The organism is Enterococcus sp. AMC1086 (genome assembly GCF_058216575.1).
This window is the reverse complement of the sequence record NZ_CM177100.1, coordinates 2,737,154-2,763,463: the sequence shown is the minus strand read 5'-3', so window position 1 is coordinate 2,763,463 and position 26,310 is coordinate 2,737,154. Positions and strand designations below refer to the sequence as shown.

General features: G+C 35.2%; 20 protein-coding genes. 11 read left to right on the top strand and 9 right to left on the bottom strand.

The window, feature by feature from the left end; genetic code table 11:
* Positions 1-25: 25 nt before the first annotated feature.
* A complete protein-coding gene (locus AC4BC4_RS12980) occupies positions 26-1,684 on the bottom strand; it encodes an IS1182 family transposase (protein ID WP_490477345.1) in 1,659 nt (552 codons plus the stop codon).
* Positions 1,685-2,009: 325 nt separating this feature from the next.
* On the opposite strand from AC4BC4_RS12980, the gene AC4BC4_RS12975 reads away from it, so the two are divergent.
* From AC4BC4_RS12975 to AC4BC4_RS12950, 6 genes are all read left to right on the top strand, one after another.
* On the top strand, positions 2,010-2,690 hold the full coding sequence (locus AC4BC4_RS12975) for a class I SAM-dependent methyltransferase (protein WP_490475965.1): 681 nt from the start codon (positions 2,010-2,012) through the stop codon (positions 2,688-2,690).
* A 197-nt stretch (positions 2,691-2,887) separates the two neighbouring features.
* A complete protein-coding gene (locus AC4BC4_RS12970) occupies positions 2,888-4,051 on the top strand; it encodes a cation diffusion facilitator family transporter (RefSeq protein WP_438758361.1) in 1,164 nt (387 codons plus the stop codon).
* 293 nt (positions 4,052-4,344) lie between these two features.
* On the top strand, positions 4,345-4,737 hold the full coding sequence (locus tag AC4BC4_RS12965; protein ID WP_438758362.1) for a RidA family protein: 393 nt from the start codon (positions 4,345-4,347) through the stop codon (positions 4,735-4,737).
* Positions 4,738-4,954: 217 nt separating this feature from the next.
* A complete protein-coding gene (locus AC4BC4_RS12960; protein WP_438758363.1) occupies positions 4,955-6,616 on the top strand; it encodes a MutS-related protein in 1,662 nt (553 codons plus the stop codon).
* Positions 6,617-6,892: 276 nt separating this feature from the next.
* Positions 6,893-8,716, top strand: coding sequence for an APC family permease (locus AC4BC4_RS12955; RefSeq protein ID WP_438758364.1), 1,824 nt, complete (start codon positions 6,893-6,895; stop codon positions 8,714-8,716).
* 141 nt (positions 8,717-8,857) lie between these two features.
* A complete protein-coding gene (locus AC4BC4_RS12950) occupies positions 8,858-9,757 on the top strand; it encodes a prenyltransferase (protein WP_490475964.1) in 900 nt (299 codons plus the stop codon).
* A gap of 244 nt (positions 9,758-10,001) precedes the next feature.
* Here the strand turns inward: AC4BC4_RS12950 and AC4BC4_RS12945 are convergent, their stop codons facing one another.
* From AC4BC4_RS12945 to AC4BC4_RS12925, 5 genes are all read right to left on the bottom strand, one after another.
* Positions 10,002-10,145 (bottom strand): hypothetical protein, encoded by a 144-nt coding sequence (locus AC4BC4_RS12945; protein WP_490475963.1) that lies wholly within the window; start codon positions 10,143-10,145, stop codon positions 10,002-10,004.
* Between the two features lie 259 nt (positions 10,146-10,404).
* On the bottom strand, positions 10,405-11,079 hold the full coding sequence (locus tag AC4BC4_RS12940; protein WP_438758369.1) for an ABC transporter permease: 675 nt from the start codon (positions 11,077-11,079) through the stop codon (positions 10,405-10,407).
* Entirely contained in the window at positions 11,079-12,011 is a 933-nt protein-coding gene (locus AC4BC4_RS12935) for an osmoprotectant ABC transporter substrate-binding protein (protein ID WP_438758370.1), read from the bottom strand. Before AC4BC4_RS12935 ends, AC4BC4_RS12940 begins: the two co-directional genes overlap by 1 nt.
* Complete coding sequence (locus tag AC4BC4_RS12930; RefSeq protein ID WP_438758371.1) at positions 12,011-12,646, bottom strand: ABC transporter permease; 636 nt, start codon at positions 12,644-12,646, stop codon at positions 12,011-12,013. Before AC4BC4_RS12930 ends, AC4BC4_RS12935 begins: the two co-directional genes overlap by 1 nt.
* A 4-nt stretch (positions 12,647-12,650) precedes the next feature.
* Positions 12,651-13,838, bottom strand: coding sequence for a betaine/proline/choline family ABC transporter ATP-binding protein (locus tag AC4BC4_RS12925; RefSeq protein ID WP_438758372.1), 1,188 nt, complete (start codon positions 13,836-13,838; stop codon positions 12,651-12,653).
* A 537-nt stretch (positions 13,839-14,375) separates the two neighbouring features.
* Here AC4BC4_RS12925 and queA point away from each other — a divergent pair.
* Positions 14,376-15,407: a tRNA preQ1(34) S-adenosylmethionine ribosyltransferase-isomerase QueA gene (gene queA, locus AC4BC4_RS12920; protein ID WP_490475962.1), complete on the top strand. Its 1,032-nt coding sequence runs from the start codon at positions 14,376-14,378 to the stop codon at positions 15,405-15,407.
* 100 nt (positions 15,408-15,507) lie between these two features.
* Here the strand turns inward: queA and spxA are convergent, their stop codons facing one another.
* Positions 15,508-15,906 (bottom strand): transcriptional regulator SpxA, encoded by a 399-nt coding sequence (gene spxA, locus AC4BC4_RS12915; protein ID WP_490475961.1) that lies wholly within the window; start codon positions 15,904-15,906, stop codon positions 15,508-15,510.
* 516 nt (positions 15,907-16,422) lie between these two features.
* On the opposite strand from spxA, the gene lanM reads away from it, so the two are divergent.
* Positions 16,423-19,317, top strand: coding sequence for a type 2 lanthipeptide synthetase LanM (lanM, locus tag AC4BC4_RS12910; protein WP_490475960.1), 2,895 nt, complete (start codon positions 16,423-16,425; stop codon positions 19,315-19,317).
* An 80-nt stretch (positions 19,318-19,397) separates the two neighbouring features.
* The gene (locus AC4BC4_RS12905; protein WP_438758376.1) at positions 19,398-19,574 is read left to right on the top strand and encodes a hypothetical protein; all 177 of its coding nucleotides are present in this window, start codon (positions 19,398-19,400) and stop codon (positions 19,572-19,574) included.
* A 66-nt stretch (positions 19,575-19,640) separates the two neighbouring features.
* Here the strand turns inward: AC4BC4_RS12905 and AC4BC4_RS12900 are convergent, their stop codons facing one another.
* Both AC4BC4_RS12900 and AC4BC4_RS12895 read right to left on the bottom strand, forming a co-directional pair.
* A complete protein-coding gene (locus AC4BC4_RS12900) occupies positions 19,641-19,973 on the bottom strand; it encodes a hypothetical protein (protein WP_490475959.1) in 333 nt (110 codons plus the stop codon).
* Positions 19,974-19,993: 20 nt separating this feature from the next.
* A complete protein-coding gene (locus AC4BC4_RS12895; protein WP_438758378.1) occupies positions 19,994-20,248 on the bottom strand; it encodes a helix-turn-helix transcriptional regulator in 255 nt (84 codons plus the stop codon).
* A 684-nt stretch (positions 20,249-20,932) separates the two neighbouring features.
* Here AC4BC4_RS12895 and AC4BC4_RS12890 point away from each other — a divergent pair.
* The gene (locus tag AC4BC4_RS12890; protein ID WP_490475958.1) at positions 20,933-23,569 is read left to right on the top strand and encodes a calcium-translocating P-type ATPase, PMCA-type; all 2,637 of its coding nucleotides are present in this window, start codon (positions 20,933-20,935) and stop codon (positions 23,567-23,569) included.
* A 637-nt stretch (positions 23,570-24,206) separates the two neighbouring features.
* Positions 24,207-26,216, top strand: a complete 2,010-nt coding sequence (locus AC4BC4_RS12885; RefSeq protein ID WP_490475957.1) for a KUP/HAK/KT family potassium transporter — start codon at positions 24,207-24,209, stop codon at positions 26,214-26,216.
* Positions 26,217-26,310 lie beyond the last annotated feature (94 nt).

The following is a 26,310-nucleotide window of genomic DNA, read 5'->3' as shown; positions in this document are numbered from 1 at the left end:
TAAGACTGAGCTTGGGACATAAGTCTTAAGACAAATAAAACAGAAGACCGAAAATCATAAAAATGTTTTTCAGTCTTTTATTTTTTAGATTATTGGGAGAATCCTTCATGTTTTCTAGCTTACTTAGCCTATATTTCCTTAAATTTACTGCGATTAACGCGAATCCAATTTCATTGTGTGCCTGTTGTTTCCCTCGAACAGAGAACCGAGTGAACCCTAAACAAGCCTTCAAATGTCCGAAAGCTGGTTCGACGTCAATTTTTCGTTGACGATAGAGTTTACCTGTTTCTTCTTCTGAAAGCAGCTGTTGAATTCTTGCTTTAAAGTATTCCCAATTCATGTTCTTTTGAATCTCACGATTCTTGTCACTCTTCGCTTTTGTACACTGGCTTCGAAGAGGACAATTCGAGCAGTCTTCACATTCATACCGTTTTAAATAACGTTTAAAGCCATATTTATCTGTACGAATAGAATAGTTTCGAAAATTCATTTTTCGTCCGTTTGGACAAAGAAACGTATCATCTAATTCCTGATACGACCAGTTTGCTGGAAGGAACGGATTTTGTTTAAACTTTTTCTTCTGTTCTTTATGGTACATGGCATAAGTGATGAGTGGTGTTCGCTCGTGATCCTCTAAAACCGCTTGATAGTTTTCTTCTCCTCCATAGCCGGCATCTGCGACAATATAGTTTGGCAGATCAAAGAAACGCTCTTTTAAAGTGGTTAAAAAAGGGCGCAATGTTCGTGTATCTGTTGGATTTGAGAAAAGATCATAGCCTAAAATATACTGACTGTTCGTGGCGATTTGAAGATTATAACCTGCTTTCAACTGACCATTTTTCATATGATCGTCTTTCATGCGCATAAAAGTGGCATCTAGATCAGTTCTAGAGTAACTGTTTCGTTGCCCTAAAATCTGTCTATGTTTTTGATAAGCGAGTTTTCGCTCTTTAAAGTCCTTGAAAAGTGTCCTTAATTTTTTAGGAATTTTTCGTTTAGAACGGATTGATTTGCGCGTAATTCCATCCTCTGCTTGTTCGATTTTTTCTGTAAACTTTTCGACAACATGCGCGAGATTTTCTTCAATCTTACCTAATTCAGTGACAGATAATTCTTTTGAGGACTCTCGCTCAATTTCAGGAATAATTTGATTCTTTAACAATTCATCGTAGAGAAAATTTGATTTTTCAGTAAGCTTTTTATCAAAGTTATCAATGGATTTTCTCCAAACAAAGGTGTATTTATTGGCGTTGGCTTCAATCTTTGTACCATCGATAAAAATGGCTTCTTCATCGATTAATTGTTCCTTGACTAATTGGCTACGGAACTGGACGAAGCACTCCCGAAGGAGTGCATTCACTAAAGGATTCACTCGAAAACGATTGATGGTTCGATAACTAGGTTGATAACTTTGAGTAAGCCACATCATGCGAATACTGTCTTTCGTCAAGGCTTCAATCTTGCGACCAGAAAATACAGATTGTGTGTAGGCACATAAAATCATCTTCATCATCATTTTCGGATGATAAGAAGAAGGCCCCATTTGATGATGAAAAGGAAGAAAGCGTTCCTCCGGAATACTTTCAACTAATTGATCAATGACAAACGCAATATCGTTTTTTTCTAACTGAAAACTAAAATCTAGAGGAAGAACGACTTGATTTGTGGTATAATTTTTAAACATAAGAACACCTCGCTGACTTATTTGTTTAGTCACTTTTATTTTAGCAAAGGTGTTCTTATTTTTGTACAAAAAAACAATCCAGATGCCAATCAATTTGACTGGTATCTGGATTTTTCGTTAGGACTTATGTCCCAAGCTCAGTCTTTGTTTTCTTTTCTCCTGTATAAAAATCAATGATAATACTGTTGTGATTGCATTGATATTAGTTTTATCACATGGTATCTTTAAAAGTGAAAGTCTAAGTGAGATTTTAGAATAAAGTCGTAAAAGTAAACGGTTAAGTAGAGAGAAAAAAACGAAATAGAAAAGAGAGTAGAGGAAAAAGATGTCAGGTTGGAATACTTTATTTTACGATAAAGAGAATATAGAAATAGCGCCAGAACCAGAAGTAGTCAAATTCGTGGAACTTTTAAGAAAAGAATTTCCTGAGCAAGAGAAAAAAGTATGGGATCTAGGATGTGGTGCTGGGAGGCATAGCTTAGCACTTGGGAAAATGGGTTGCGAGGTTTTTATCAGTGATCATTCTGAAAAAGCAATAGAATTGACGAAGGATAAATTAGAGAAAAATAAAATTAGTCATACAGCTGCTCTCATATCGATGGAGAATTATCCATGGAAGGAGAGAGAATTTTTACAAGGTGTTTTTAGTTGGGCCGTGCTACAACATAATACGGTAGATAAGATAACTGAATCAGTAAATTGCATACAAGATGCTCTTGTAAAAAATGGTTATTTTTTAGGAACTATCAAGTCAACTAAGGCTGACCTATTTGGTTTGGGAGAAGAAATAGAAAAAAATACGTTTATTTTAAATGAAGGAAAAGAGGAAGGGATTCTCCATCATTATTTTGATGAAGAAGGAATAAAGAACCTTTTTCCAGATGATAAATGGGAAATCGTTATACTTGCTGAACAAGTAATGAATTATGTGTCAAAAGTAGAAAAATTTTGGGAAATCAATCCATTTAGATATACGACTTGGTGCATACTTGCTAAAAAACGATAATAAAGCTCAGATCTAAATTTTTGCAACACGGATTGTCTATTTCAAGGTAGCTCTAAAAAAAAGAAAAGAATTCCCATCAATCGACTTGGATCTTTCTAAACAATAAAAAGTCGCTGATAAAGGGCATTTTTTACTATACAAATTTCTAAAATCATTTTATGGTTAGTAGATATTCTAAAAACGAGGAAGGGATTAGGATGATAAATTTTTTAATAGATCGTTTTGAAAAGAAACAACAAAAAAATTCGGATATTCGAACAGCATTTGGGATTTTTGCTGGAATCATAGGCTTGTTATCCAACATGCTGCTTTTTGTAAGTAAATTAATGATTGGATTGATTTCTGGAAGTGTATCGATTATGGCAGATGCAATGAATAACTTATCAGATACGGTATCTTCTGTTTTGACTTTAGTCGGCTTTTATATTTCTGGGAAACCAGCAGACGAAGAGCATCCTTATGGTCATGAACGATTTGAATATATCAGTGGTATGCTGGTTTCGTTGTTGATCACATTTGTAGGGTTTCAGTTTTTCATGACCTCCATCGAACGAATCAAAGATCCGCAAAGCATCAAGGTTACACCGATGATCTTGATTGTATTGCTGCTGTCCATTTTAATCAAAGTTTGGCAAAGTGTTTTTTATAAGCGAGTTGCGAAGAAAATCGACTCTAATACGTTGATTGCAACAGCTAAGGATAGTTTGAATGATGTATTTACGACAATTGCGGTTTTGGTTTCGGCTACTGTTGAGGGAATTACCGGACTGAAAATTGATGGAATCGTTGGCTTGGTGATTGCTTGCTATATTATTTTTAGCGGACTTCAGTTGATCCGGGAATTTGTGAATGAGTTGATGGGTTTAAGACCTAATCAAGCAGCAATCGATGAAATGAAGGTGTATTTATCATCAGTTGCAGACATAATCGGGTATCATGATTTACTGATTCATCAGTATGGACCGAATAAAACGTTTGCTTCAGTTCATATCGAAATCGATGACCGTTGGGATTTGACAAAGGCTCATGAAATGATCGACCAGATCGAAAAGAAATTTAAAGAGCAGTTAGGCGTGGAACTTGTTTGTCATATCGATCCAGTGAATTTATATGATCAAAGACAACAGTTCATTCACCAAGAGCTAAAAAAAATCATCAAAAAGATCCATAGTGAGTTAAAAGGACATGATATTCGTTTGGTAGAGCATGGGGGCAAACCGCATATTTTATTTGATTTAGTCGTCCCAAATCATTTCAAGGCAACGGATCAAGAATTGAAGATTCGTATACAAGAACAAGTTTATAGAACGATTGGTGAATATATAGTAGAAGTGACGTTTGATCATAATTATTTACTTTAATTTGTTGATATAGCTGTGAAAAATATTCGTAGATATAAATATATTGAGAAAATAGCAATGATTACTAAAAATGAGTAGAGGTAGTGAATATAAATATGGAATTATTTATGTGGGTAATGCCAATAGCAATCGTCATTTCAATTTTTTATTGGCTGACTAAGGTTTCAAAAGCGTTTAGTAGAAGTGAGTATTCAAATAAAAGCAACGATAAAAAAGATAGTTCTTCTGATTAATTCAAAAAAGATCGAAATGAAGGCATAGATGGATTAAGCACAGGATAAAGGAGAGATTAGATGAGTAGAAAAAGTTATGAAGGTAAAAATGTATCCGTTTCAGGACCCTATTCACATGCTATTGATGCTGGAAACTATATATTTTTCTCAGGGCAAGTTGCTAAAAATAGCACAACCTATGTTGAAGTAACTGGCAATATTATGGAGCAAACGAAACAGTGCTTCATGAATTTACAAGAAGTCATGAAAGTTGCCAATGTTAGTTTAGATGAAGTGGTGAAAGTCAATGTTTATCTGACAGGAATGAACTATTTTAAAGAAATGAATGAAGTTTATAAAACAATGTTCAAAGAACCTTTTCCTGCTAGAACATGTGTTGCAGTTTATGAATTACCACTAGGTGCGGATATTGAAATAGAAGTGGTTGTTTACAAAAATCCTGTAGTAAACTAAATTCAAAAAATAAAAAGCAAAGAAATTATAGTGCTCATTATGGGGAATTTAACAAAACTCATTAAAATAATAACTGGAAATTTTCCTATGTACTACACAAAAACGCTATTCTGATAGTATTATTGATATTCCAAAAGAGTTTCATAGTGTATTCATGTGTTTCTTTTATGTCAGGTTATCAAAACTATACTTAAAATTAAAAACGGGAGGATGTTGGATGGAAACCCAATTGATTGTATTAGGATTTGTTGGACTAATTTTGTTGATTATTATTGTTATGGAAATTCATAACAGATTAAAATTAAAGGCAACTGTCAAAAGTAAATGGGGCACATTTCCCAGCGCACGTTTTTTTGATAAAGAAGAAAGTTTGAAAGTAGCGTGGCAAAAGGCTAAAAGATACAGGTATTATGATAGTGAGATCGATGATATTACTTGGTATGACTTAGATTTTTTTGCTTTATTTGAACGAATTAACGGAACGTATTCAAGTGTAGGATCAGAAGCTCTATATCAACGATTGCGAAATTTTAACTTCTCTGAAAAGAGTCATGACCGCTTGGAAACTTTGATCGAGTACTATGAACAAAATCCTGATATAAGAGAAGAAATTCAGTTTCAATTTGCTTGTTTAGGTAAACAGGATAATAATCATGTAGAAAGTTATTTAAGCGAAACAAGAAGCCAAGAACTACCAAATACGATTTTCTATTTATTATGTGGCATTTTGCCGGTTGCGGCTCTTATTTTATTGCTGATATTTCCTACGACACTATCGATTGTAGTTCTTTTAGGGTCAATAGTATTTAATGTTATTTATTATCAGGTCAAAAAAGAAAAACTACAACGTGAGCTAACGTGTATGGGTTATTTGGTTCAAACGATTGTGTGTGCAAAAAAGCTAGGAAAAATAAAAACACCTTTTCAAAAAGAGTTACTTAAAAATCTTCAGCCACTCGCGTCGATGACAAAATTTGGTGTTTCTTTTAGAATGAAGTCCAATAGTGAAGCGGAGATGATGTTTGACTATGTAGCGATGATTTTTATGTTACCGTTCATTTCGTATAATTTTGTCCTAGAAAAATTAACAAATTACGAGATTCAGGCAAAAGAAATGTGGCGGTTACTTGGAGAGTTAGAAGTTGCAGCAGCTGTTTTAAATTTTCGAACTATTATGCCCGATACGAGTCAGCCGATCTTTTCTGATAAAATTGTGGTGACTGGCACAGAAGTTTACCATCCTTTATTGGCAACACCTGTACCTAATGATCTAAATTGGGCAAAAAACACGCTTGTAACGGGTTCTAATGCTTCAGGTAAATCGACCTATGTAAAAAGTGTAGCGATCAGCTGTATCCTTTCTACGACGATTCACACAGCACTAGCTACTAAGTTTCAATTACCATTTGGGCATATTTTGACATCAATGGCTGTTGAAGATGATATTTTTGAAGGAGATAGTTATTTTGTGGCAGAAACTAAGTCAGTAAAACGCGTGCTAGATTTTGCTGAAACGAACGTTCCTTGTTTATGTTTCATCGATGAAATACTAAAAGGGACCAATACGATTGAGCGAATTGCTGCTTCATCCAGCATGATCCATTGGTTGAATAATTACCCGTCGCTTGCTTTTGTTGCAACGCATGACATTGAGTTGACTGAAATTTTAAAAGAATCATGTGACAATGTTCATTTTGAAGAACAAGTAACGAAAGAGCAAGGTGTGACATTTGATTACCGTCTGAAGCAAGGACCGTCTACTACGAGAAATGCTATCCAGTTATTACACGTATTGAATTATCCGAAAAGTGTCGTTGAGCAAGCGAAAAGAGAAGCAGATTATTTTGACGAGTATCGTACTTGGCAAACTTTAAAATAATGATTCAGACATGAGTATCTATTAAAGATGTTTATGTCTTTTTTTTATAGCTAAAAATGAGAGGAAAAGTGAAATTTTTGGAAATACCATTTTGTTAGAAGGATAAAAATCAAAGAAATAAGTCTTTTTTACAGATGCAAAAGTAAAAGATGAATCGTTCAAACATTTAATAGATAAATAATTGACAATTATAACTTATGAGCGTAGCATATGTGATTGTTTGTGGAAAAAATAATTTTTTTTAAAGAAAAAAATAGAGAAGGAGAGAGTTACCAAGTGGACTATTTAAAACGATTGTTTATCGGAAAACCGTTAAAATCTACTGAAAACGATGAACACAAATTAAGTCGATTTGCAGCATTGGCATTATTGTCATCGGATGCATTGTCGTCAATTGCGTATGGTACAGAACAAATCGTGGTTGTATTGGTTACATTATCTGCTGCTGCTATATGGTATTCGTTACCGATTGCGGCTTTTGTTATTATTTTACTTATTTCATTAACTTTATCTTATCGGCAAATCATTCATGCATATCCTCATGGTGGCGGAGCGTATGTTGTTAGTAGTGAAAATTTAGGGAAGAATGCAGGGTTAGTTTCTGGTGGATCGTTGTTAGTTGATTATATGCTAACTGTTGCTGTTTCAGTTTCTGCTGGAGCTGAGGCGATCATTTCAGCTGTACCTGCTTTATATGGTCATCAAGTCGCAATTTCGATTGTTATTGTTTTGTTGATCATGTTGATGAATCTGCGTGGCTTAAGAGAATCTGCTAGTTTTTTGATGCTTCCTGTATATAGTTTTATTGCTGTGATTACGTTATTGATTGCGACGGGCATATTTAAAATTATTACCGGAGCAGTTCCACTGCATGCAACAGCAGTACCAGGAACCGTTGTGCCTGGGATCACGATTGCCTTGATTTTACGAGCATTTTCTTCTGGCTCGTCTTCATTGACTGGAGTCGAAGCAATCAGTAATGCAGTACCTTTTTTCAAGCAGCCTAGAGCAAAAAATGCAGCAGGAACTTTAACATTGATGGCTGGAATTTTAGGTTTTTTCTTTGTAGGGATAACATTTATCAACTATTGGTATGGAATCGTCCCTCAAACTGAAGTGACCGTGTTGGCTCAAATCGGCCAAGCCGTTTTCGGGCAAAATATTCTTTATTATGTATTGCAGTTTACCACGGCACTGATTTTAGCTGTTGCCGCAAATACTGGATTTTCGGCTTTTCCTGTTCTAGCGTATAATTTAGCGAAAGATAAATTTATGCCACATATGTATATGGATCGTGGGGATCGTTTAGGCTATTCAAATGGCATAGTAACATTGGCAACGGGTTCTGTCATCTTGTTATTGATCTTCCAAGGTTCAACGGAACGATTGATTCCACTTTATTCAATCGGGGTATTTATTCCCTTTGCGCTATCTCAAACAGGAATGGTACTAAAATGGAAAAAAGAGACTAATAAATGGTTGTCAAAATCGATTGCTAATATTGTTGGAGCATTGATTTCTTATGGAATCATCGTTATTTTATTCATGTATCGTTTAGGAGATATCTGGCCGTTCTTTATTATCATGCCTGTATTGATTTTTGTTTTTTACAGTATTCATGCGCATTATCAAAATGTGGCTGAACAACTGCGTTTGGAAGAAACGGTAAAGCAACAGGAATTTTATGGCAATACAGTGATTGTTTTAGTTGGAAATGCAACTCAGGCCAATGTGGGTGCAGTAAATTATGCTCGTTCAATCGGTGATTATGTGGTTGCGATGCATGTATCCTTAGATGAAAATATCGAAAAGGAAAAAGAAATTGAAGCAGAATTTAAACAACATTTTCCAGATATCCGTTTTTCTGTCGTCCACTCATCTTATCGTTCCATCACGAATCCAATTCTCCGATATGTAGATTTGGTAAGTAAAAATTCAGCAAAACGGAATTATACGACAACTATTTTGATTCCGCAATTTGTCCCTAATCGACGTTGGCAAAATATTTTGCATAATCAGACGAGTTTACGTTTACGTTTGCGATTATCATGGCGAGAGAATATCGTTGTTGCGACCTATAGTTATCATTTGAAGAAATAACAAAAAGTTGTAAGCTTATTCGTTTTTTGGAGGGCTTACAGCTTTTTTTATTCTTTGCGAGTGTAACATTATTCTTCTATCTTGAAAGAAGGTATACTTATTTCTAAGTAATCAATAAAAAATGTTCAGATCGGAGTACAAATGTCATTTAAAATTTTATGGGAGTTAGGAGAAATATATACAACTCCTTTGGATTGGTTTTTGGTTTTATTAGGAATGGCCTATAGCGGTTATTTGCAAGGAAGTTTTTTTAATTGGCGGATTCTTATTTTTTTAGTGGTGTTATTTCTTTACCATATCACGATGAATATATTTAATAATTACATGGATTTCAAAAATGCGAAAGATGATATTTATAAGAAGCAAACTAGTACTATTAGTAAATGGGGTCTTTCGTTAAAAACAGCTAAAAGAACTTTTTTCATTTTTCTTGTCATTTCTTTGTTTTTTGGAGCTATTTTAGTTTTTAGTACAGATAGTCTGGTGTTGATTTTAGGACTATTGGGGTATTATGTTGGATTTGGTTATTCTTATGGGAGAAGACCGATCAATAGTTTGCCGATCGCTGAGACTGTTCCAGCGGTGTTGAGCGGCTTTATGATTCCGATACTAAGTGCTTACTTAGCAAATTACGGTACAGTTAAACTCACATTTCATTCGTTTGGTGGAATGTTAATTGGTTTTATGCCGATGTTTTTTTGTATGTTTAATAACTTGCTGGCAAATAATACCTGTGATCTTGAAGAAGATATCAAGAATGGACGTAAGACACTTGTCTACTATATTGGGAAGAAAAACAGTGTTAATTTACTTATCTTAGTGACATGTCTAAGCTATGTGGCGATTATAGTAGCAGTTTACTTTAAACAGGCGCCACCTTTGACTCTGGTGCTGCTCTTGTTATTTCCAATCACTTTAAAAGTGCTGCGTCCTTATTTTAAACAACAAATAAAAAAACAAACCTTTCCGTTAGTGCTTAAAGGAATGACTTTGATTATGTTTGGGTATCCGATTGTGTATTTGATTGGGAGTTTTATTTAGTGAATGAGGATAAATTATATGCACATAAAAGATAGAAAAACTATTTAGTTGCTCTAACAGTCTATTGTTTAATTATGAACTATAATGTAAAAGGATTAGACATTGGATATACATTAATTTACTATCTAACGTTATGGGAAGATCAGTAAACAGGTACTTCAATTTAATATAAAAACGAAAAAAATAAAATATAAAAAACCTCAATACTTTTTACAAAGAATATGTAAAAAGTATTGAGGTCGTTTTATTTATTGTCCAATTTACCTACAGCAAAAGCAGTTCCTTCTGGATCGAAAAAACCAAAGGCAGGTAATGCGTTATCATCTACGATGCTACTTGCAGTGTCGATTCTAGCGTGTACATCCTCAAAATCTTCGACAAAGAACATAACAGAGGGGATATTTCCCGAAACTTCAGGAGAATATTTTTGGATAAATTCTTTTTGAAAAAGAGAGAGTTCAAAATCGGGTGTGATTTCTAAAACGATATTTTCAAAATTATCTGGTAAGCTATTTTTTTTCTACCGTTTTTGCTCCGAAGGTATCTTGCCAAAACGTACAGATTGTATCAACATCATTAACGTAAAGCATTAATCTTGTTTTTTGGATCATGTTATCACACCTTTCAAAATGGAGTTGTCTTAAGAATTAATTTGTTGAATGTTTACTCGCTGGATCTAATCGACGTTCGATCATACCTAATACCCAGTCTGTAATGATGGCCATTAAAGCCGTTGGTAATGCCCCAACAAGGATGATGGCTGTACCGTCTGTTGCATTTGTTCCGCGAATAATGATATCACCAAGACCACCGGCACCTACAAATGCACCGATTGCGGTAATTCCGATCGCCACAACTAAAGCATTACGGATCCCTGCCATGATCACGGAAACAGAGAGTGGCAGTTCTACCATGTAAAGACGTTGCCATTTCGTCATACCCATTCCTTTACCCACATCTAAAATATTTCGATCGACTTGGATCATACCAGTATAAGTATTTTTGATGATCGGTAAAAGAGAATAGAGAAAGACGGTGACAATAACCGTATTTACTCCAAGACCAAGACCTAGCATCAAAATTGAAAGCATTGCCAGAGAAGGAACTGTTTGGATCAAGTTTGCGATACTCACGACCCAGCCAGCCATTTTTCTCCTGCGGGCAATGAAAATGCCAATTGGTATTCCAACAATCGAGGCAAATAATACACCGTAAATGGAAATTAGAAAATGACGGACAAATTGACTCAAAACATAGCTGCCATTTTGATCAAAGTAATAGAAAAACTGCTGCAGTAAATTCATATCATGTAGATTCTGCATTATTTTCCACCTCCTTCAGATTCGAAGAAATGGTGTTCTTTTAAGAAATTTTGTGCAACTGTTTCAGGTTCCATTAGGTCATTATCTGCTTGATAATTTAGTTTTTGCATTGTTTCAGTTGTGATTTTTCCTGATAGTTTAGAAAGCACGTCATTTAATTCAGGGTGTTTTTTTAAGATTTCATCGGTTGCAACCGCACATGCATCATAAGGTGGGAAGAAATGAAGGTCATCTTCTAAAATGACTAAATCATAACTACGGATTCGACCATCCGTTGAATAGCCTAAAACAACATCCATCTTATTCGCCGCAACAGCATCATAAACTAAACCAATCTGCATAGGGAAAACACGCTTGAAATCAAATCCATAAGTTTCGGTAAAACCCTTATAGCCATCACCTTTACGATCGATCCAAGAAGTATCAACACCAGCTGTTAATTGATCACCGACTTTTTTCAGATCGCTGATTGTTTTTAAATTATATTTTTTAGCAGTTTCTTGGGTGACCATAAAGGCATAAGTATTGGCAAATCCATAAGAATTAAACCATTTTTGCTGAAATCTTTTTTGAAATTCTGATTGCACGACATCGAACGCTTTTTTAGGATCTTTGATTGGTTCCATATTTAGCGTTGTCGTCAAGTCAGTTCCAGTATAACGAGCAGCTGAAATTTGTGCATCCCCATTCATCATTGCTTGATGATTGATTGTAGTTGTTGCTAAGTTATTGATGATCGTTGTTTTTTCATCAGTGTAATGTTCGATCATTCCAGAAACTAGACTTGCTAATATTTGGGCTTCTGATGTAATGCCCCCAGTAATGGAAATCGTCGAGTCATCAGAGTTAGAAGCGAGTCCTGGTAATGAGCAACCTGATAATAATAGAGCGCTACAAAACGTTATGAATACTAATTTTAATTTTCGTTTCATTATTCTGCCTCCCTTAATGCTTTAGGAGTTAATTTCTTCTCTAACAGACCAAGTAATAAGTCTGCAGCTAAAGCCAAAATAGTAACAGGAATGGTTCCGGCAAAAATCAAGTCAGGTTGGTAATTATTCAATCCACTAAAAATAAAGTCTCCAAGACCTCCTGCACCGATGTAAGAAGCTAATGTCGCCCAAGCAATCACATACACTGCAGCTAAGCGAATCCCAGCCATGATAGTTGGCATAGCAATCGGTAATTCTACCATAAAAATCGACTGTACATTTGTCATGCCCATTCCTTTTGCGGCATCTTTATAATCAGAACTGACTTCTTTGATCCCAATATACGTATTACGTAAAATAGGCAGTAATGAATAAATAAACAATGCGATGATTGCTGGAATTTTCCCAACACCAAAAATTGGAATCATCAAGGCAAGTAATGCTAATGAAGGAACTGTTTGTAAAGCACTAGTCAAACCGATGACAATCGCTGCGGTTCTTTTTGTTCTAGTCAATAATATACCGATCGGTACGGCCAACAAAATTCCTATGAGCAGTGCGACACCTGAGATAAAAATATGTTCACCGATTTTAGTAACAAGTTCATTTCCTCTTTCTAAAAGAAATTGATTCATCTTATTACACCTCCGCTTGAGGCTGTTTGACATCAGTTAGTTCTGTTTCATTTGGAACATCTTCAGTTGTCTCTTCTTCACCCCAGATAACATCATATACAATATCAACCAATGAAGCGCGAGTTAAGATACCAACGACTTTTTGATTATCATCCACAACGGGCACATATTTTAAACCACGTTTTAAGATTCGTTGTAAGGTATCGCGCAATAAAGACGATTTTTTTACATAGAAGACTTTTGGATTCATGATGTCACTCACACTTGTCGCTTTATTTCTACGGCGGTCGAGCGTTTCAACATCAATAAAGCCTTTTAATACACCAGTACCATCAACAACTAAGAGCGTATCGACCCGTTTTTCTCTCATTAGTTTGATTGCTTCTGATAATGATTTTTCCGGTGTGATCGTGATAGCGTTGTTCAACATCACTTCGCCAACTGTGGTAATATCTGGCTTGGCTTGGATCAAGCGGTCTTCACCGATCAATTCTTCGACAAATTCATTGACTGGATGACGTAAAATATTATCTGGCGTATCAAATTGAATGACTTTTCCTTCACTCATGATCGCGATTCGGTTGGCTAATTTTAATGCTTCATCCATATCGTGTGTCACAAAAACAATCGTTTTGCCCAAACGCTCTTGTAGATCTTTAACTAAATCTTGCAATGAATCTCTTGTGATCGGATCTAAAGCACCAAATGGTTCATCCATCAAAATGATGTCTTGGTTCGCTGCAAGAGCACGAACGACACCAATCCGTTGTTGCTGACCACCGGACAATTCATTTGGATAGCGATCTAACATTTCTCTAGGTAATTCGACTAAATCAATCATTTTTTCAGCGATTTTGTTTCGTTCTTCTAGGTCAACTTTTAATAACTTAGGTACAAGTACAATATTTTCTCTGATCGTCATGTGTGGCATTAAACCAATATTTTGAATAACGTAACCGATTTTTCTACGTAATTCTACGGGATTACTAGTTTGAATATCCTCACCATTGATCAAGATTTTTCCTTTTGATGGATCAGTCATTCGATTGATCATCCGCATAGTAGTTGTTTTACCACTACCACTGGTTCCGATAAAGCAGATAAATTCACCTTTATCAAAAGACAGATTGACGTCATCTACAGCGATTTTACCGCCTTTGTAAATTTTTGAAACATGTTGAAATTCGATCAACTTTCTCACCCCAAATTCTTTTTTCTGTATCTTACTGCTTAAATGATTGCTATGTTTACTAACAAACGTTTCTACTACTAGTATGCTACAAAACAGCGATTTCGACAAATCAGAGGGTTTTTTCAGTTGTCTTCAGATAATAATGATAGTAAAACAAATTGGTTATTATAGTGTATATTTGCTTAGTTTAGCATTTACTTTAGCTAATATTAGAGAGAAGTTTATTGTATTTGGTGGACTTTATGCGCGTTGTTCGAGTGTTTATTCTGGTCGAATCATTTTAAAAACATATCAAAAAATGTAAAACTAGTTTGTTCGCGTATAATTACTTTAACTGACAAAGCAAAGACTACATTTAATACACAGGAGTCTTCTCGCCGAAATTACTGTCGTTAGCTAGGTTTGATTTACGTGGATTCCAAATGTAGTATAGTACGTTCAAGCATTTTGTCTTGTTGAAGGAAATTCTCTTCGTAGCCAGATAACCTAAAAAATGGTAAAATAACCAAGACAAATCAAGTAGAGAGAGTGACAAATATGCTTAGTACAGAAGATTTTGATTTTGATTTACCAGAAGAATTGATTGCTCAAACACCGTTGAAAGATCGAACAAGTTCACGGCTTTTAGTTTTAAATCGCGAAACAAAAGAAATTGAAGACAAATATTTTCATGAAATTATTGAAGAATTAAATGCTGGAGACGCATTAGTAATGAATGATACAAGGGTATTGCCTGCTCGACTATACGGGGAAAAACCAGAGACTGGTGGGCATTTAGAAGTACTTCTTTTGACAAATAAAGAAGGAGATACGTGGGAAACCTTGATCAAACCTGCTAAGCGAGCGAAAATCGGCACGAAAATCAGCTTTGGTGATGGTCGTTTAATGGCAACTGTTGTGGAAGAATTAGAACATGGCGGTCGAATCGTGACATTTGATTACGAAGGAATTTTTTTGGAAATTTTAGAATCACTTGGAGAAATGCCTTTGCCACCATACATTAAAGAACGTTTAGAAGATCCTGATCGGTATCAAACAGTGTATGCTAAAGAAAATGGGTCTGCAGCGGCTCCTACAGCTGGTTTGCACTTTAATCAAGAACTACTTGCTAAAATCAAGTCAAAAGGCGTGAAGCTCGTTTATTTGACCTTACATGTGGGATTAGGAACGTTCCGTCCTGTCAGTGTAGATAATATTTCAGAACATGAAATGCACAGTGAATTTTACCGTTTAACTAAAGAGGCGGCAGCGCAATTAAACGATGTTCGTGAAAATGGCGGGAAAATTGTTGCAGTAGGGACAACCTCGATTCGAACATTAGAAACGATCGGAACCAAGTTTGACGGACAAATCAAAGCAGATAGCGGCTGGACGGATATTTTTATTACACCAGGCTACAAATTCAAAGTTGTACAAGCTTTTTCAACGAACTTTCATCTGCCAAAGTCAACATTAGTGATGCTAGTCAGTGCATTTGCAGGAAAAGATGTTACGCTTGCAGCTTATCAGCATGCAATCGATGAACGTTATCGTTTCTTTAGTTTCGGAGATGCGATGTTTGTGAAATAATATAAAACGAAAGTATCAAAAAACCTCATTCGATTCTAAACTTTAATGCTTAGAATTGAATGAGGTTTTTTATTGATTTTTAGACTCGAGGTAATAACGATTATAAACCACTTAAAAGTAAGGTTTGGGATAATTCTCTTTTTCGGACTGATCTAGGTAAGAAGCAACGAATTTCATCTTCATTAAAACCAATCTGTAATCTTTTTTCATCAATCAGAATTGGACGGCGAAGTAATCCAGGATTATCTTTGACCAACTTCAATAATTCATGCAATGGGAGTTCATTAATATCTAAATCTAATTTTTGAAAGACTTTAGAACGGATGGAAATGATATCTTCTGTACCTTCTTCCGTAAGGATTAATATATTTTTTAGTTCATCTAATGTAATAGGAGTAGTGGCAAAGTTCTTTTCTTCAAATGGAATATCATGGTTTATCAGCCATCTCCTCGCTTTTCTACATGATGTACAGCTATTTGTTGTGTATAATTTCAACATGTTTTTCAGGTCCTTTCGAAAATATTGGTACGTACCTCTTAACAACTATAATATACGAAAAGTAAAAAATTTACAAAATAAAAGCTCGTAAAATAGCTGTTTATTTATATTGAAGTCGATAAAAAGTGAATAATTTATAAATTTTTGTTATTTTTTTATTTATAAATTATACTATTGGCTTTGGAATTGAGAAAACAGTCTTGTTATGTAAAAAAATGACCCAAAAATTTTTTTTCTTTGACAATTGGGGAAAATTTGTCCAAAAAATAAATAGTAAATTTTAAAAAGAGTACGCAATCTATATTAACGAAAGTTAAAAAACGAGCCAAAAGATGTAATGCTCATTTTTAAACATCATGTTCACTATTGTTTATAATGTACACTTTGCACAAAAATAGAGGTTTGAGCGTTCTTTTGACTGTAAAAAAACTAACGAATACAAACTTACCATAGTATTTTTCCTACTTTTTTATTATTATTATAAAGAAGGTTGATAATGTCAAAGGAGTGATAACGATGATTGAAGAATTGACGTATAGTTATGCAACAACAATATCAGAAAGGATTCAGTGCTGGAAAAACCTAAATCTAAAAACAGATACTTATTTAAAACAGTGGCAAGCGCGTAAAAGCTTATTGACAAAAACTGATTATGATAAAATGCTTCAACAATATCATTTAGACAAAGAAGCTTTTGGTACTGGATTGCTGCCTTTTACAGAAGAACGAGCCAAATTATTACTTTCGACTGTTGAAGAAAGTGGATGGTTCAAGTTACATAAACATTTATTTACAGCTGAAATTTCGGTGAAAGAAATGACGTTAAAAGCTGCATTGCGTTTTCATTTACATCATTATGAAAAACATATCCATAGACTGTTACAAAAATTTCCTTTGATCCAGTTATCAGAAAAGGTAGTGACAGAATTAATCGAGCAATTATGTGACGAATTCTTTTTTATTGCCCAAAAAACATTAGTTTGGGATGTTCATCGGATGATTGAAGAATATCAGTTGCAAGCAGAATCGAAAGAAGCAGAATTCACTAAATATATCGAAGAATTTCTTGGTGATAAACAACGGACTTATCTTTTCTTTGCAGAGTATCCCACGCTTGCTAGACTCCTCTCTGTCAGATTGGCCTTTGCGTGTGAAGTGATTGAGGAGTTTATCTCTGCCCTAAATGATTCTACTGAACAACTAGCAGCAACTTTCGATATCTCAGCGCCCATGGAACTTACTGAAATACAACTTGGACAAGGGGATAGTCATGATCGTGGAAAAACGGTGATTCAGTTTGAAGTACAGGCAAAGCCGTTGATTTTTAAATTTAAGAATCTAGAAATAGGAGAACGATTCAATGACTTATTGACCTATCTTGAAGGGCTAGATCCAGCATTGTCTTTCTATAAAATCAACCGAATTGTTCAACCAACATTTACCATCGAGGAAAAAGTTTCTTATCAGGAATGCAAGGAAGAAAGTGACGTGACTGATTTTTATCAAAATTATGGTCAGTTATTGGCGATTGTCTATTGGTTAGGGGCAACAGATTTGCATATGGAAAACCTGATTGCAAGTGGTCCCTATCCTGTGTTGATTGATTTGGAGACGTTGATCCGGCCTGAAATGTTTAAAATGACCAAAAAATTATCTAGACAAGCGCGAATAGAAAAGCATTCTGTGATCGTCACAGGTTTGTTGCCGCAGAAAAAACACTTGAAACGTGAGCTGGAAATGGACGCGTTGTCTGGTACCAAACAAAAGTTGCCTAAAAAGATCAGAAGATTGAGAAATGATCGTTCCAGTGCTATCGCTTTTCAGCTAGAAGAAGCTTATATGGATGGTGCTCAAAATATTCCTCGTTTGGCAGGAAAAGAAGTTGATTATTTAGTTTATCGCGACGTGATCCAGATGGCGTTTAAAAAGATGAATCAACTATTACTAAAGAATAAGTCTGAATTTATCGCGCAAGTCAAAGCCTTATTTTCAGATACAACGATTCGGCTGATATACAGAGATACACAGCATTATGGAAATTTATTGAATTTTACCTTGCACACAGATTGCATGTCTAACTATATCGAAAGGGAAAAAATCATTGAAAACTTATGGGCTAGTAAAATTATTCCAGAAACGTTGATCCCCTTTGAGATTCAATCGATGTTAGACCATGATGTTCCTTTAGTCACAGCAAACACGTCTTTGACAACTGTTTATACGAATGGTCATGAGTTAGGGCAATTGTTAGTTAAGACTCCGCTAGAAGATACGGTAGAGCATATGGAGCAGATAACAGAGAAAACTAGTCATTTTTCTTATCTTTTATTAAAGGAAAGTTTAGATACTCTAGAATATAAGACACAAGAGATCGCGATTCCAGCGAAAAATAATTCACTTGAACCACCGTTATTACAAAAAGCAGCTGATATTGGAGATAAAATTATTGATCAGATCAAGATAGATCAAGACAGCGGGGAAGTTGATTGGATATCTGTTCTTCCAGAGTCAGATGATGAGATAGGAATTACCTATCCAGGCACTGATCTTTATGAAGGCAGTGCAGGCATATATTTATTTTTGGTTTATTTGAACCATTATGTTCCTAAAGAGAGTTATCAAGAAGTGATCGATTTATTGGAAAAAGAAATTTTTATGACGGAGAGCAAAAAGGATACTTACCAGAGTGCTTTTTTTGCTGAAGGAATGCGCTTGACCGTTGCGTTTTACGTCACAAGATTGCTCAATGATGATAAGCATCGATTGTATATGGAAAAGAGTTTAGAGGCTTTAAAAACAACTCAAATAAAAGAACAGAATCAACTGAATGAATGGCTTTACGGCAAAGCGAGTTTATTAACGATTTTAGCAATTGTCTATCAAACATTCCATAACGAAGAAGCTTGCGCACTACTTTTTCATTATGCACAATCAGTCACCTGTCAAGAAATGGGTGATAACAGTTTTGCTCATGGTTATGCTGGAGTATGCTATGGTTTAAGTCGAGCGAACCAAGTTCTAAATGACAGGGTGATCAAAGAAAAACTTGAATGGTATCTAGAACGATTTGAGAAACGACTTGAAAAAGACGAAATTTTAAATAAATCTTGGTGTCGAGGAACATTGGGCATTAGAGAAGTAAGCAAATGTTTGAATTTTACTTTTACTGAGGAAATTCTTGGAAAAGTAGAAGATGTCAATACAGAAGATGATTGTTTATGTCATGGGAACTATGGAAATAGCGACAATTATTTAAATGATATTAATTTATTAATCAAAGATGCCGTTAAACTGAAATCCGATCCCGAAAGCATTCCTATCAGTCTTTTTTGCGGTTTAGCAGGAGTAGGCTATCAATTATTGAGAGCCTATGACCCGTTTGATGTTCACTCCATGCTATTTATTAAGTGACACAATCTGAAAAAAGAACTTTACTTATCTGTGAGAACGATTTATAATCTAAGTATTAACGTAAGGGGGGAAATATTATTATGAGAAAATTATCGATTGAAAAAATGGAAACAAAAACAGACACAACAAAGTTAGACAAATTTGTAGGTGCTTCTTTCGAAAGAAATGAAGAGACTGAAGAAATGTTTAATAGACTAGATGAAGTTACACCGCAATCAGTTGCTGGTTGGACTAGATTCATCGGACCATGTAGATAATTTTGACAGAATAAGGGTCGGAAAGCTAACAAATGAATGTTGGCTTTCCGACCCTTATTATTGTTATTAGTTTAGCTTTCTTAAAATAAGAATACCAATTGCTTCGGTCCCGGAGATTAAAAATACTAAAAAGTTTAATAACCAAGAATATGATATTGGGCTATGTGTAGCCACATCCTGGAAGAAATTGTTTAAGATACCTATCAAAACAAGTCCAACTATAAAAGAAATGAAACTTGCTGTTGAAATAATTTTCTTACCACGTTCGTCTTTTCCTTCTTTACTAAAGAAAAAGTAAACAGAATAGACAATGAATATAAGTGATAGTATAAACACTAGCAAGCTAGACCAGTGATTTACAGGTAGATTATCAAAAAAAGATTTAAGTGATTCAGTCATAATTATCCTTTCCTTCCGTGTTAGTCGGTCACTTCGTTAGTTTGCTCTTCTTCTGTCAATTTTTTGAAAGTGAAGATTTGTTCAATCGGTACCTCAAAAACGTCAGCTATGTCATGAGCCAGTAAGAGGGAAGGATTGTACCTATTTCTTTCTAACTGAATAATTGTTTGTCTAGATACTCCCACCTTGTCAGCAAGTTCCTGTTGGGTCATGCGTTTCATGGCTCTGTAGACGTGAATGGAACTCTCAAATGATGAGTTCTTCTTTTTTGGCAATGCAAATCCCTCCAATAGTCTAATTTATGTATTAAATAAAAAGCGCATAGTCAATATACCATATCTTACTTTCACTTACAAATAACTTGCAGTAATAATTCAAAGAAAAAAGCCAAGCTTCTCGATTAGCTTGGCTTTCGTTTCTGGAAGGAATCAGTGTACTGAATATTTTTTTTACTTTTAGTTATACATGTAAAGTAATTGGTTGAATTTCTTGTTCATAAACCAAATCTTGTCTTCATTACATTTTCTACATTTCTTTGTTTAAATTTTTTTCAATCAAACTATCTTTATACATGTTTTTTTGTTTTATTTAGATCGATCATCTAACTTTTTACACATATTCACTATTTTTAAAGATGTTGTTATGATTTTTTACTCTACATATATATTTTTTTGTGAAAGGTGAATCCTGTTCTGCTAACAATTTTGTGTTTATTTACTTCATGCTTCGAGAAATTCTTCAATACAACTGATTAATCCTCCTTCCTTCTATAAACATAGTAACATAAAAAGGAAGCGTTTTCAAATTAAAAGCTTTCTTTTTATGAAATATTGAAACGAAAAAATGGTAAAGAAAAAATGAAAAATTAGCCATATTTATTGAAGTTTGAAAAAAGAACATGGTATAGTGAATATAGATACTATAATAATAGAAGGAAAAAATAAGAATGGGGGGATAGGATGGAAGCATACAAACAACCTATCGAGACAATTATCAAAGAAGTAAATACCAATAAAGAACAGGGATTAACAGGACAAGAGGTACAAAAGCGACTTGCTGAATATGGACCCAATGCGTTTCAAGAAACGAAAAAAGATTCTATAGTAAAGAAGTTTCTGCATAGTTTATCTGATTTTACAACCATCATCTTGCTAGTTGCAGCAGCTATTTCGTTTTATACAGCGATTGCTACGGAGCACGGGGATTATTTTGAAGGAATTTTAATTATTGCAATCGTGATTATCAATGCAGTCTTAGCGATTGTTCAAGAAGGAAATGCTGAAAAATCGTTAGCGGCGTTGCAGAATATGAATAAACAAAGTAGTTCCGTTTTACGTGACGGCAAGGTAGAGACTATCGATGCAGAAGATGTTGTTGTTGGAGATATCCTCGTATTAGAGTCAGGATCGATGATTACAGCAGATGCTCGTTTGATTCAAGCGTCACAACTTAGAGTAGAAGAATCTGCCCTTACTGGAGAAAGTGAACCAATTGAAAAAGATTCGGAATACATAGGGAAACAAGATGCACCGATTGGCGATCAACTCAATATGGTTTTTAAAGGCTGTACTGTGTCAAATGGTCGGGGAAGAGCGATTGTTACAGCAACTGGCATGCAGACTGAAATGGGTAAAATTGCTGGGTTATTGAATGATGATGTGACGCAGCAAACCCCACTTCAAAAACGCTTGAACCAATTAGGCAAACGCATCAGTTTAATTGCTTTAGGTGCTGCAGCGTTAGTGTTTATCATTGGTGAACTACAAGGCGAGCCAATATTGGAAATGTTTATGACGGCCGTCTCACTAGCTGTGGCAGCAGTACCTGAAACATTGATGGTAATCGTGACGTTGACCCTTGCGTATGGTGTACAGAAAATGGCTAAAAAGCATGCAATTATTCGTCGTTTGCCAGCTGTTGAAACGCTTGGAACGGCTAATGTTATTTGTTCTGACAAAACTGGAACATTAACACAAAATAAAATGCGTGTTAGACGTGTTTGGTCGCGCGGCGATGAAGTGACTGACACAGAAGATGCAATGACAGATGAAGCGATGGAAGTTTTAAAAATGGCTTCACTTTGTACGGATGTTATTGTAGATAAAGATGGGAATGACTTAGTCATTCAAGGGAATCCTACAGAAGCAGCTATCGTGCGTGCTGTTGAAGAAAATTATCATACAAAAGCTGAATTAGAAGAAAAATACCCAAGAATCGGTGAAATTCCTTTTGATTCAGAGCGCAAAATGATGACAACCGTTCATAAAATGGGGAAAAAATATATTTCAGTAACGAAAGGTGCCTTTGATGTCTTATTAACGCGTTTTCGTTTTGGTGATTTAGATCAAGCAGCTGTAGTAAATGATCGTTTTGGGAAACGTGCTTTACGAGTGATTGCAGTAGGTTATGCGATTTATGATGAAGAACCTACCGAGATCACTTCAGAGGCTCTAGAAAAGAATTTACGTCTATTAGGATTGATTGGTATGATCGATCCGCCAAGACCAGAAAGTAAAGGCGCTATCGCTCGTGCGAAAAAAGCTGGAATAAAAACAGTTATGATCACGGGAGACCATGTAGTAACTGCGGGAGCGATTGCTAAAGAATTAGGTATTTTAACAGATAAAAGTGAAGCTTTGACAGGATCAGAATTGCAAAAAATGTCTGATGATGAATTAGATTCACGAGTAAAATCACTTTCTGTATATGCACGAGTGACTCCAGAAGATAAAATCCGCATCGTTAAATCTTGGCAGAGAACGGGTGCAGTTGTTGCCATGACAGGTGACGGAGTCAACGATGCACCTGCTCTAAAAGCAAGTGATGTTGGGTGTGCGATGGGAATTACAGGAACAGATGTCGCACAAGGTGCGGCAGATATGATTTTGACCGATGATAACTTTGCAACAATCGTTGACGCAGTAGCACAAGGTCGGGCAGTTTATAGAAATATTCGTAAAGCAGTAAACTTTTTACTAAGTTGTAATATTTCGGAGATATTTATTGTGTTGATTGCTATGTTATTAGGCTGGGGAGCACCATTTACAGCTGTCCAATTATTATTTGTAAACGTTGTGGCAGACGGTCTTCCAGGGTTTGCGTTAGGAAAAGAGCCAGCTGAAAAAGGAATCATGGACGAAGTACCGATTCCTAGAAACGAAGGGATTTTTGCGCGCGGTTTGTGGCAAAAAATTGCGATCAATGCGTTTGTTTTTACTGTTATCACCTTGTTCGGTTTTTATTTAGGTGCAAATGTTGATTCAGTTTCTTACTTTTTCGAAGCAAGCCATGAAATTGGTCAAACTGTAGCATTTTTGATTTTAGCTTACTCATCGATTCTGCATGTTTTTAATGTTAGAAGTACAGAATCAATTTTTAGAGTAAAATTATCAACAAATAAATCTCTGTTTGAAATGGCTGTACTCGCAGTTATCATTACGACAGTTATTGCGTTGTTACCATTCACACAAGAGTTGTTCGGACTTGTTCCAATCGGAATCAATCATTGGTTATTAGTAATGGGCTTATCGATCATTCCTATTTTTGTAAATGAAATGATCAAATTCCACTATTCAACAGATGATGATGACGAATAAAATTAGATGAAAAAGAATACTTGAAGAACGGATTTCCTAATCGAAACTCGGACTTCAGGTATTCTTTTTGTAAAAAACGGTTTGATGAAAGCTTATTTTGAAAATACTATTGAAATTATTTACATAAAAGGCTTGCTAAAATGGTAAAGGAGTATTATAGTTGTTATCAAAATCAGTTGTTTCAATTTTGAACGCATATTTTTAAATAACGTATAAATAGTAACCGATATTTTTATTTGGGTTTCCAAATAAGGATCTTAGGGGAGTAGCAGCATAGTTTATCTATGTTTTTAGATCAACAGCAAGTGTGAAAACACTGGTCTAAGAATGAAATTGCGAGACCTAAGTGTAAGGGCCAAGTGGCGTTTCACTTAGGTCTCTTGTTTTACTTAAAAGTGAGATTAGGATGAAGAATTTTTAATGATCAACTTTTTAGCTTTACGTATTATCTAGCTATGTGGACTGGCAATAGGCTCTGTATCAATCACATCAACTCTGATGAGCTAAATCTCAAAGAATTGAATGTTATCGGAAAAAATAAAATCTGTCTGTGACAAAAAAGTATCGCAAAAAGATTATCTCATTTTTCTGTCAGAGCTTCATGGGCCGCTACACTTTTAAATTGGAGGAGAATCGTGTGATAGAAAAGTCAAAAATTTCCCATCATCAGAAATTGACTGCTGCTGGTCTTTTAGTAGCGATGGGTGTTGTTTACGGGGATATCGGAACAAGTCCGCTTTATGTAATGAAAGCGATCGTTGGAGATAATGGTGGTCTTCAGAATGTCTCAGAGAATTTTATTATTGGTGCGGTATCATTGATCTTTTGGACATTAACAATTTTGACAACGATCAAATATGTTGTGATTGCTTTAAATGCGGACAATCATGGTGAAGGTGGGATTTTTTCTTTATACACACTTGTTCGTAAAAATGGGAAATATTTGATTATTCCAGCAATGATCGGTGGGGCAGCTTTACTTGCTGATGGTGTATTGACTCCTGCGGTAACAGTGACGACAGCAATTGAAGGGTTGCGAGGAATTCCAGTTTTCTTTGATCGTTTTGGTAGTGATCAAAATATTATCGTGATGATTACCCTGGTCATTATTCTTATTCTGTTTTCGGTTCAACGTTTTGGGACAGATGCAGTGGGAAAAGCTTTTGGACCGATTATGTTTGCTTGGTTTACGTTTATAGGTGTGATGGGTTTAATCAATTTTGGACAAGACTGGACAGTCCTTCGTGCATTGAATCCTTATTATGCGATTCATCTGCTTTTTAGTCCTGAAAATAAATTAGGGATCTTTGTTTTAGGGAATGTCTTTTTGGCAACAACCGGAGCAGAAGCGTTGTATTCTGACCTAGGTCACGTTGGTAAACACAATATTCGTGCTAGTTGGCCGTATATCAAAGTTTGTTTAATCCTCAACTACTTAGGACAAGCAGCATGGATCTTAAACGCAAAAAATGATCCGTCTATTTTAGCGATTGAAAATTTAAACCCGTTCTTTCAAATGATGCCAAACAGCATTATGTTGATAGGAGTAGTTTTCGCTACAGTTGCGGCAGTCATTGCATCTCAAGCACTAATTTCGGGTTCATTTACGCTAGTTTCTGAAGCAATTAAATTAAAACTATTACCAAGATTAAAAATTATTTATCCTGGTGCTAATATTGGTCAAATGTATATTCCGGCAGTCAATATGATGTTGTGGATTGTGTGTTCCTTGATCGTGGTCACGTTTAGAACATCTACGCATATGGAAGCAGCATATGGTCTTTCTATTACGGTGACAATGCTTATGACAACTATTTTGTTGATGTTTTACTTATTACAAAAAGGCGTGCCGAAATGGGTGGCGTATCTTATTACTCTATTCTTTGGCAGCATTGAATCGATTTTCTTTGTTTCAAGTATTGCAAAATTTTTCCATGGAGGTTATGTTGCAGTTGGGATTGCACTATTGATATTAGCTGTGATGACTATTTGGGAACGTGGGAACATTATAAAAGAGAAAACCTCTGATACCGTTCCGCTCAAACAATATGTGGAACAATTACGAATGTTAAAAGATGATACAAGTGTTCCAAAATCTCAAACCAATGTTGTGTTCATGACACCTGATACGATTGGGGAGGAGATTGGGCGACAAATCATTTATTCGATCTTAGATAAACAGCCTAAACGAGCAAATGTGTATTGGTTTGTCAATGTCGAGGTAACAGATGAACCGTTTACCAAAGAATATTCTGTAGATATGATGGGTACGGATTTTGTCGTTCAAGTTCAACTATATCTTGGTTTTCATGTAGCGCAAGAGGTAAATGTTTACATTCGTCAAATCGTGCATGATTTAATGAAAGAGGGACGTTTGCCTAAACAACCACAGAAATATTCATTAACACCAGGCCGTGAAGTAGGGGATTTCCAATTTGTTATTATTCGTGAAGAACTATCCAAAGTAACCGAATTGAAAAAATGGGATCGTCAAATCATGCAGCTGAAACTAGCAATCAAACAACGAACAACAACGCCTGAAAACTGGTTTGGTTTAGAATATAGTGAAGTGAAATATGAATCTGTTCCTTTGATTATTGGTGATACAAGAAAAACCAGATTAAGAGAAAGAAAAACTATTTCATAGTAAAAATCTCTAAGACTATTTTGAAGTCTTGGAGATTTTTCAGATTTTTACTTTAATGTATTGGTTTCTATTCGCGCTATTTTGAAAGGACAAG

Coding starts and splice junctions, on each gene's coding strand:
- AC4BC4_RS12970 (WP_438758361.1), top strand. CDS start 2,888: ATGATAAATTTTTTAATAGATCGTTTTGAAAAGAAACAACAAAAAAAT.
- AC4BC4_RS12965 (WP_438758362.1), top strand. CDS start 4,345: ATGAGTAGAAAAAGTTATGAAGGTAAAAATGTATCCGTTTCAGGACCC.
- lanM (WP_490475960.1), top strand. CDS start 16,423: ATGATTGAAGAATTGACGTATAGTTATGCAACAACAATATCAGAAAGG.
- AC4BC4_RS12950 (WP_490475964.1), top strand. CDS start 8,858: ATGTCATTTAAAATTTTATGGGAGTTAGGAGAAATATATACAACTCCT.
- AC4BC4_RS12960 (WP_438758363.1), top strand. CDS start 4,955: ATGGAAACCCAATTGATTGTATTAGGATTTGTTGGACTAATTTTGTTG.
- spxA (WP_490475961.1), bottom strand. CDS start 15,906: ATGTTGAAATTATACACAACAAATAGCTGTACATCATGTAGAAAAGCG.
- AC4BC4_RS12940 (WP_438758369.1), bottom strand. CDS start 11,079: ATGCAGAATCTACATGATATGAATTTACTGCAGCAGTTTTTCTATTAC.
- AC4BC4_RS12890 (WP_490475958.1), top strand. CDS start 20,933: ATGGAAGCATACAAACAACCTATCGAGACAATTATCAAAGAAGTAAAT.
- queA (WP_490475962.1), top strand. CDS start 14,376: ATGCTTAGTACAGAAGATTTTGATTTTGATTTACCAGAAGAATTGATT.
- AC4BC4_RS12945 (WP_490475963.1), bottom strand. CDS start 10,145: ATGTTCTTTGTCGAAGATTTTGAGGATGTACACGCTAGAATCGACACT.
- AC4BC4_RS12905 (WP_438758376.1), top strand. CDS start 19,398: ATGAGAAAATTATCGATTGAAAAAATGGAAACAAAAACAGACACAACA.
- AC4BC4_RS12975 (WP_490475965.1), top strand. CDS start 2,010: ATGTCAGGTTGGAATACTTTATTTTACGATAAAGAGAATATAGAAATA.
- AC4BC4_RS12980 (WP_490477345.1), bottom strand. CDS start 1,684: ATGTTTAAAAATTATACCACAAATCAAGTCGTTCTTCCTCTAGATTTT.
- AC4BC4_RS12900 (WP_490475959.1), bottom strand. CDS start 19,973: ATGACTGAATCACTTAAATCTTTTTTTGATAATCTACCTGTAAATCAC.
- AC4BC4_RS12935 (WP_438758370.1), bottom strand. CDS start 12,011: ATGAAACGAAAATTAAAATTAGTATTCATAACGTTTTGTAGCGCTCTA.
- AC4BC4_RS12930 (WP_438758371.1), bottom strand. CDS start 12,646: ATGAATCAATTTCTTTTAGAAAGAGGAAATGAACTTGTTACTAAAATC.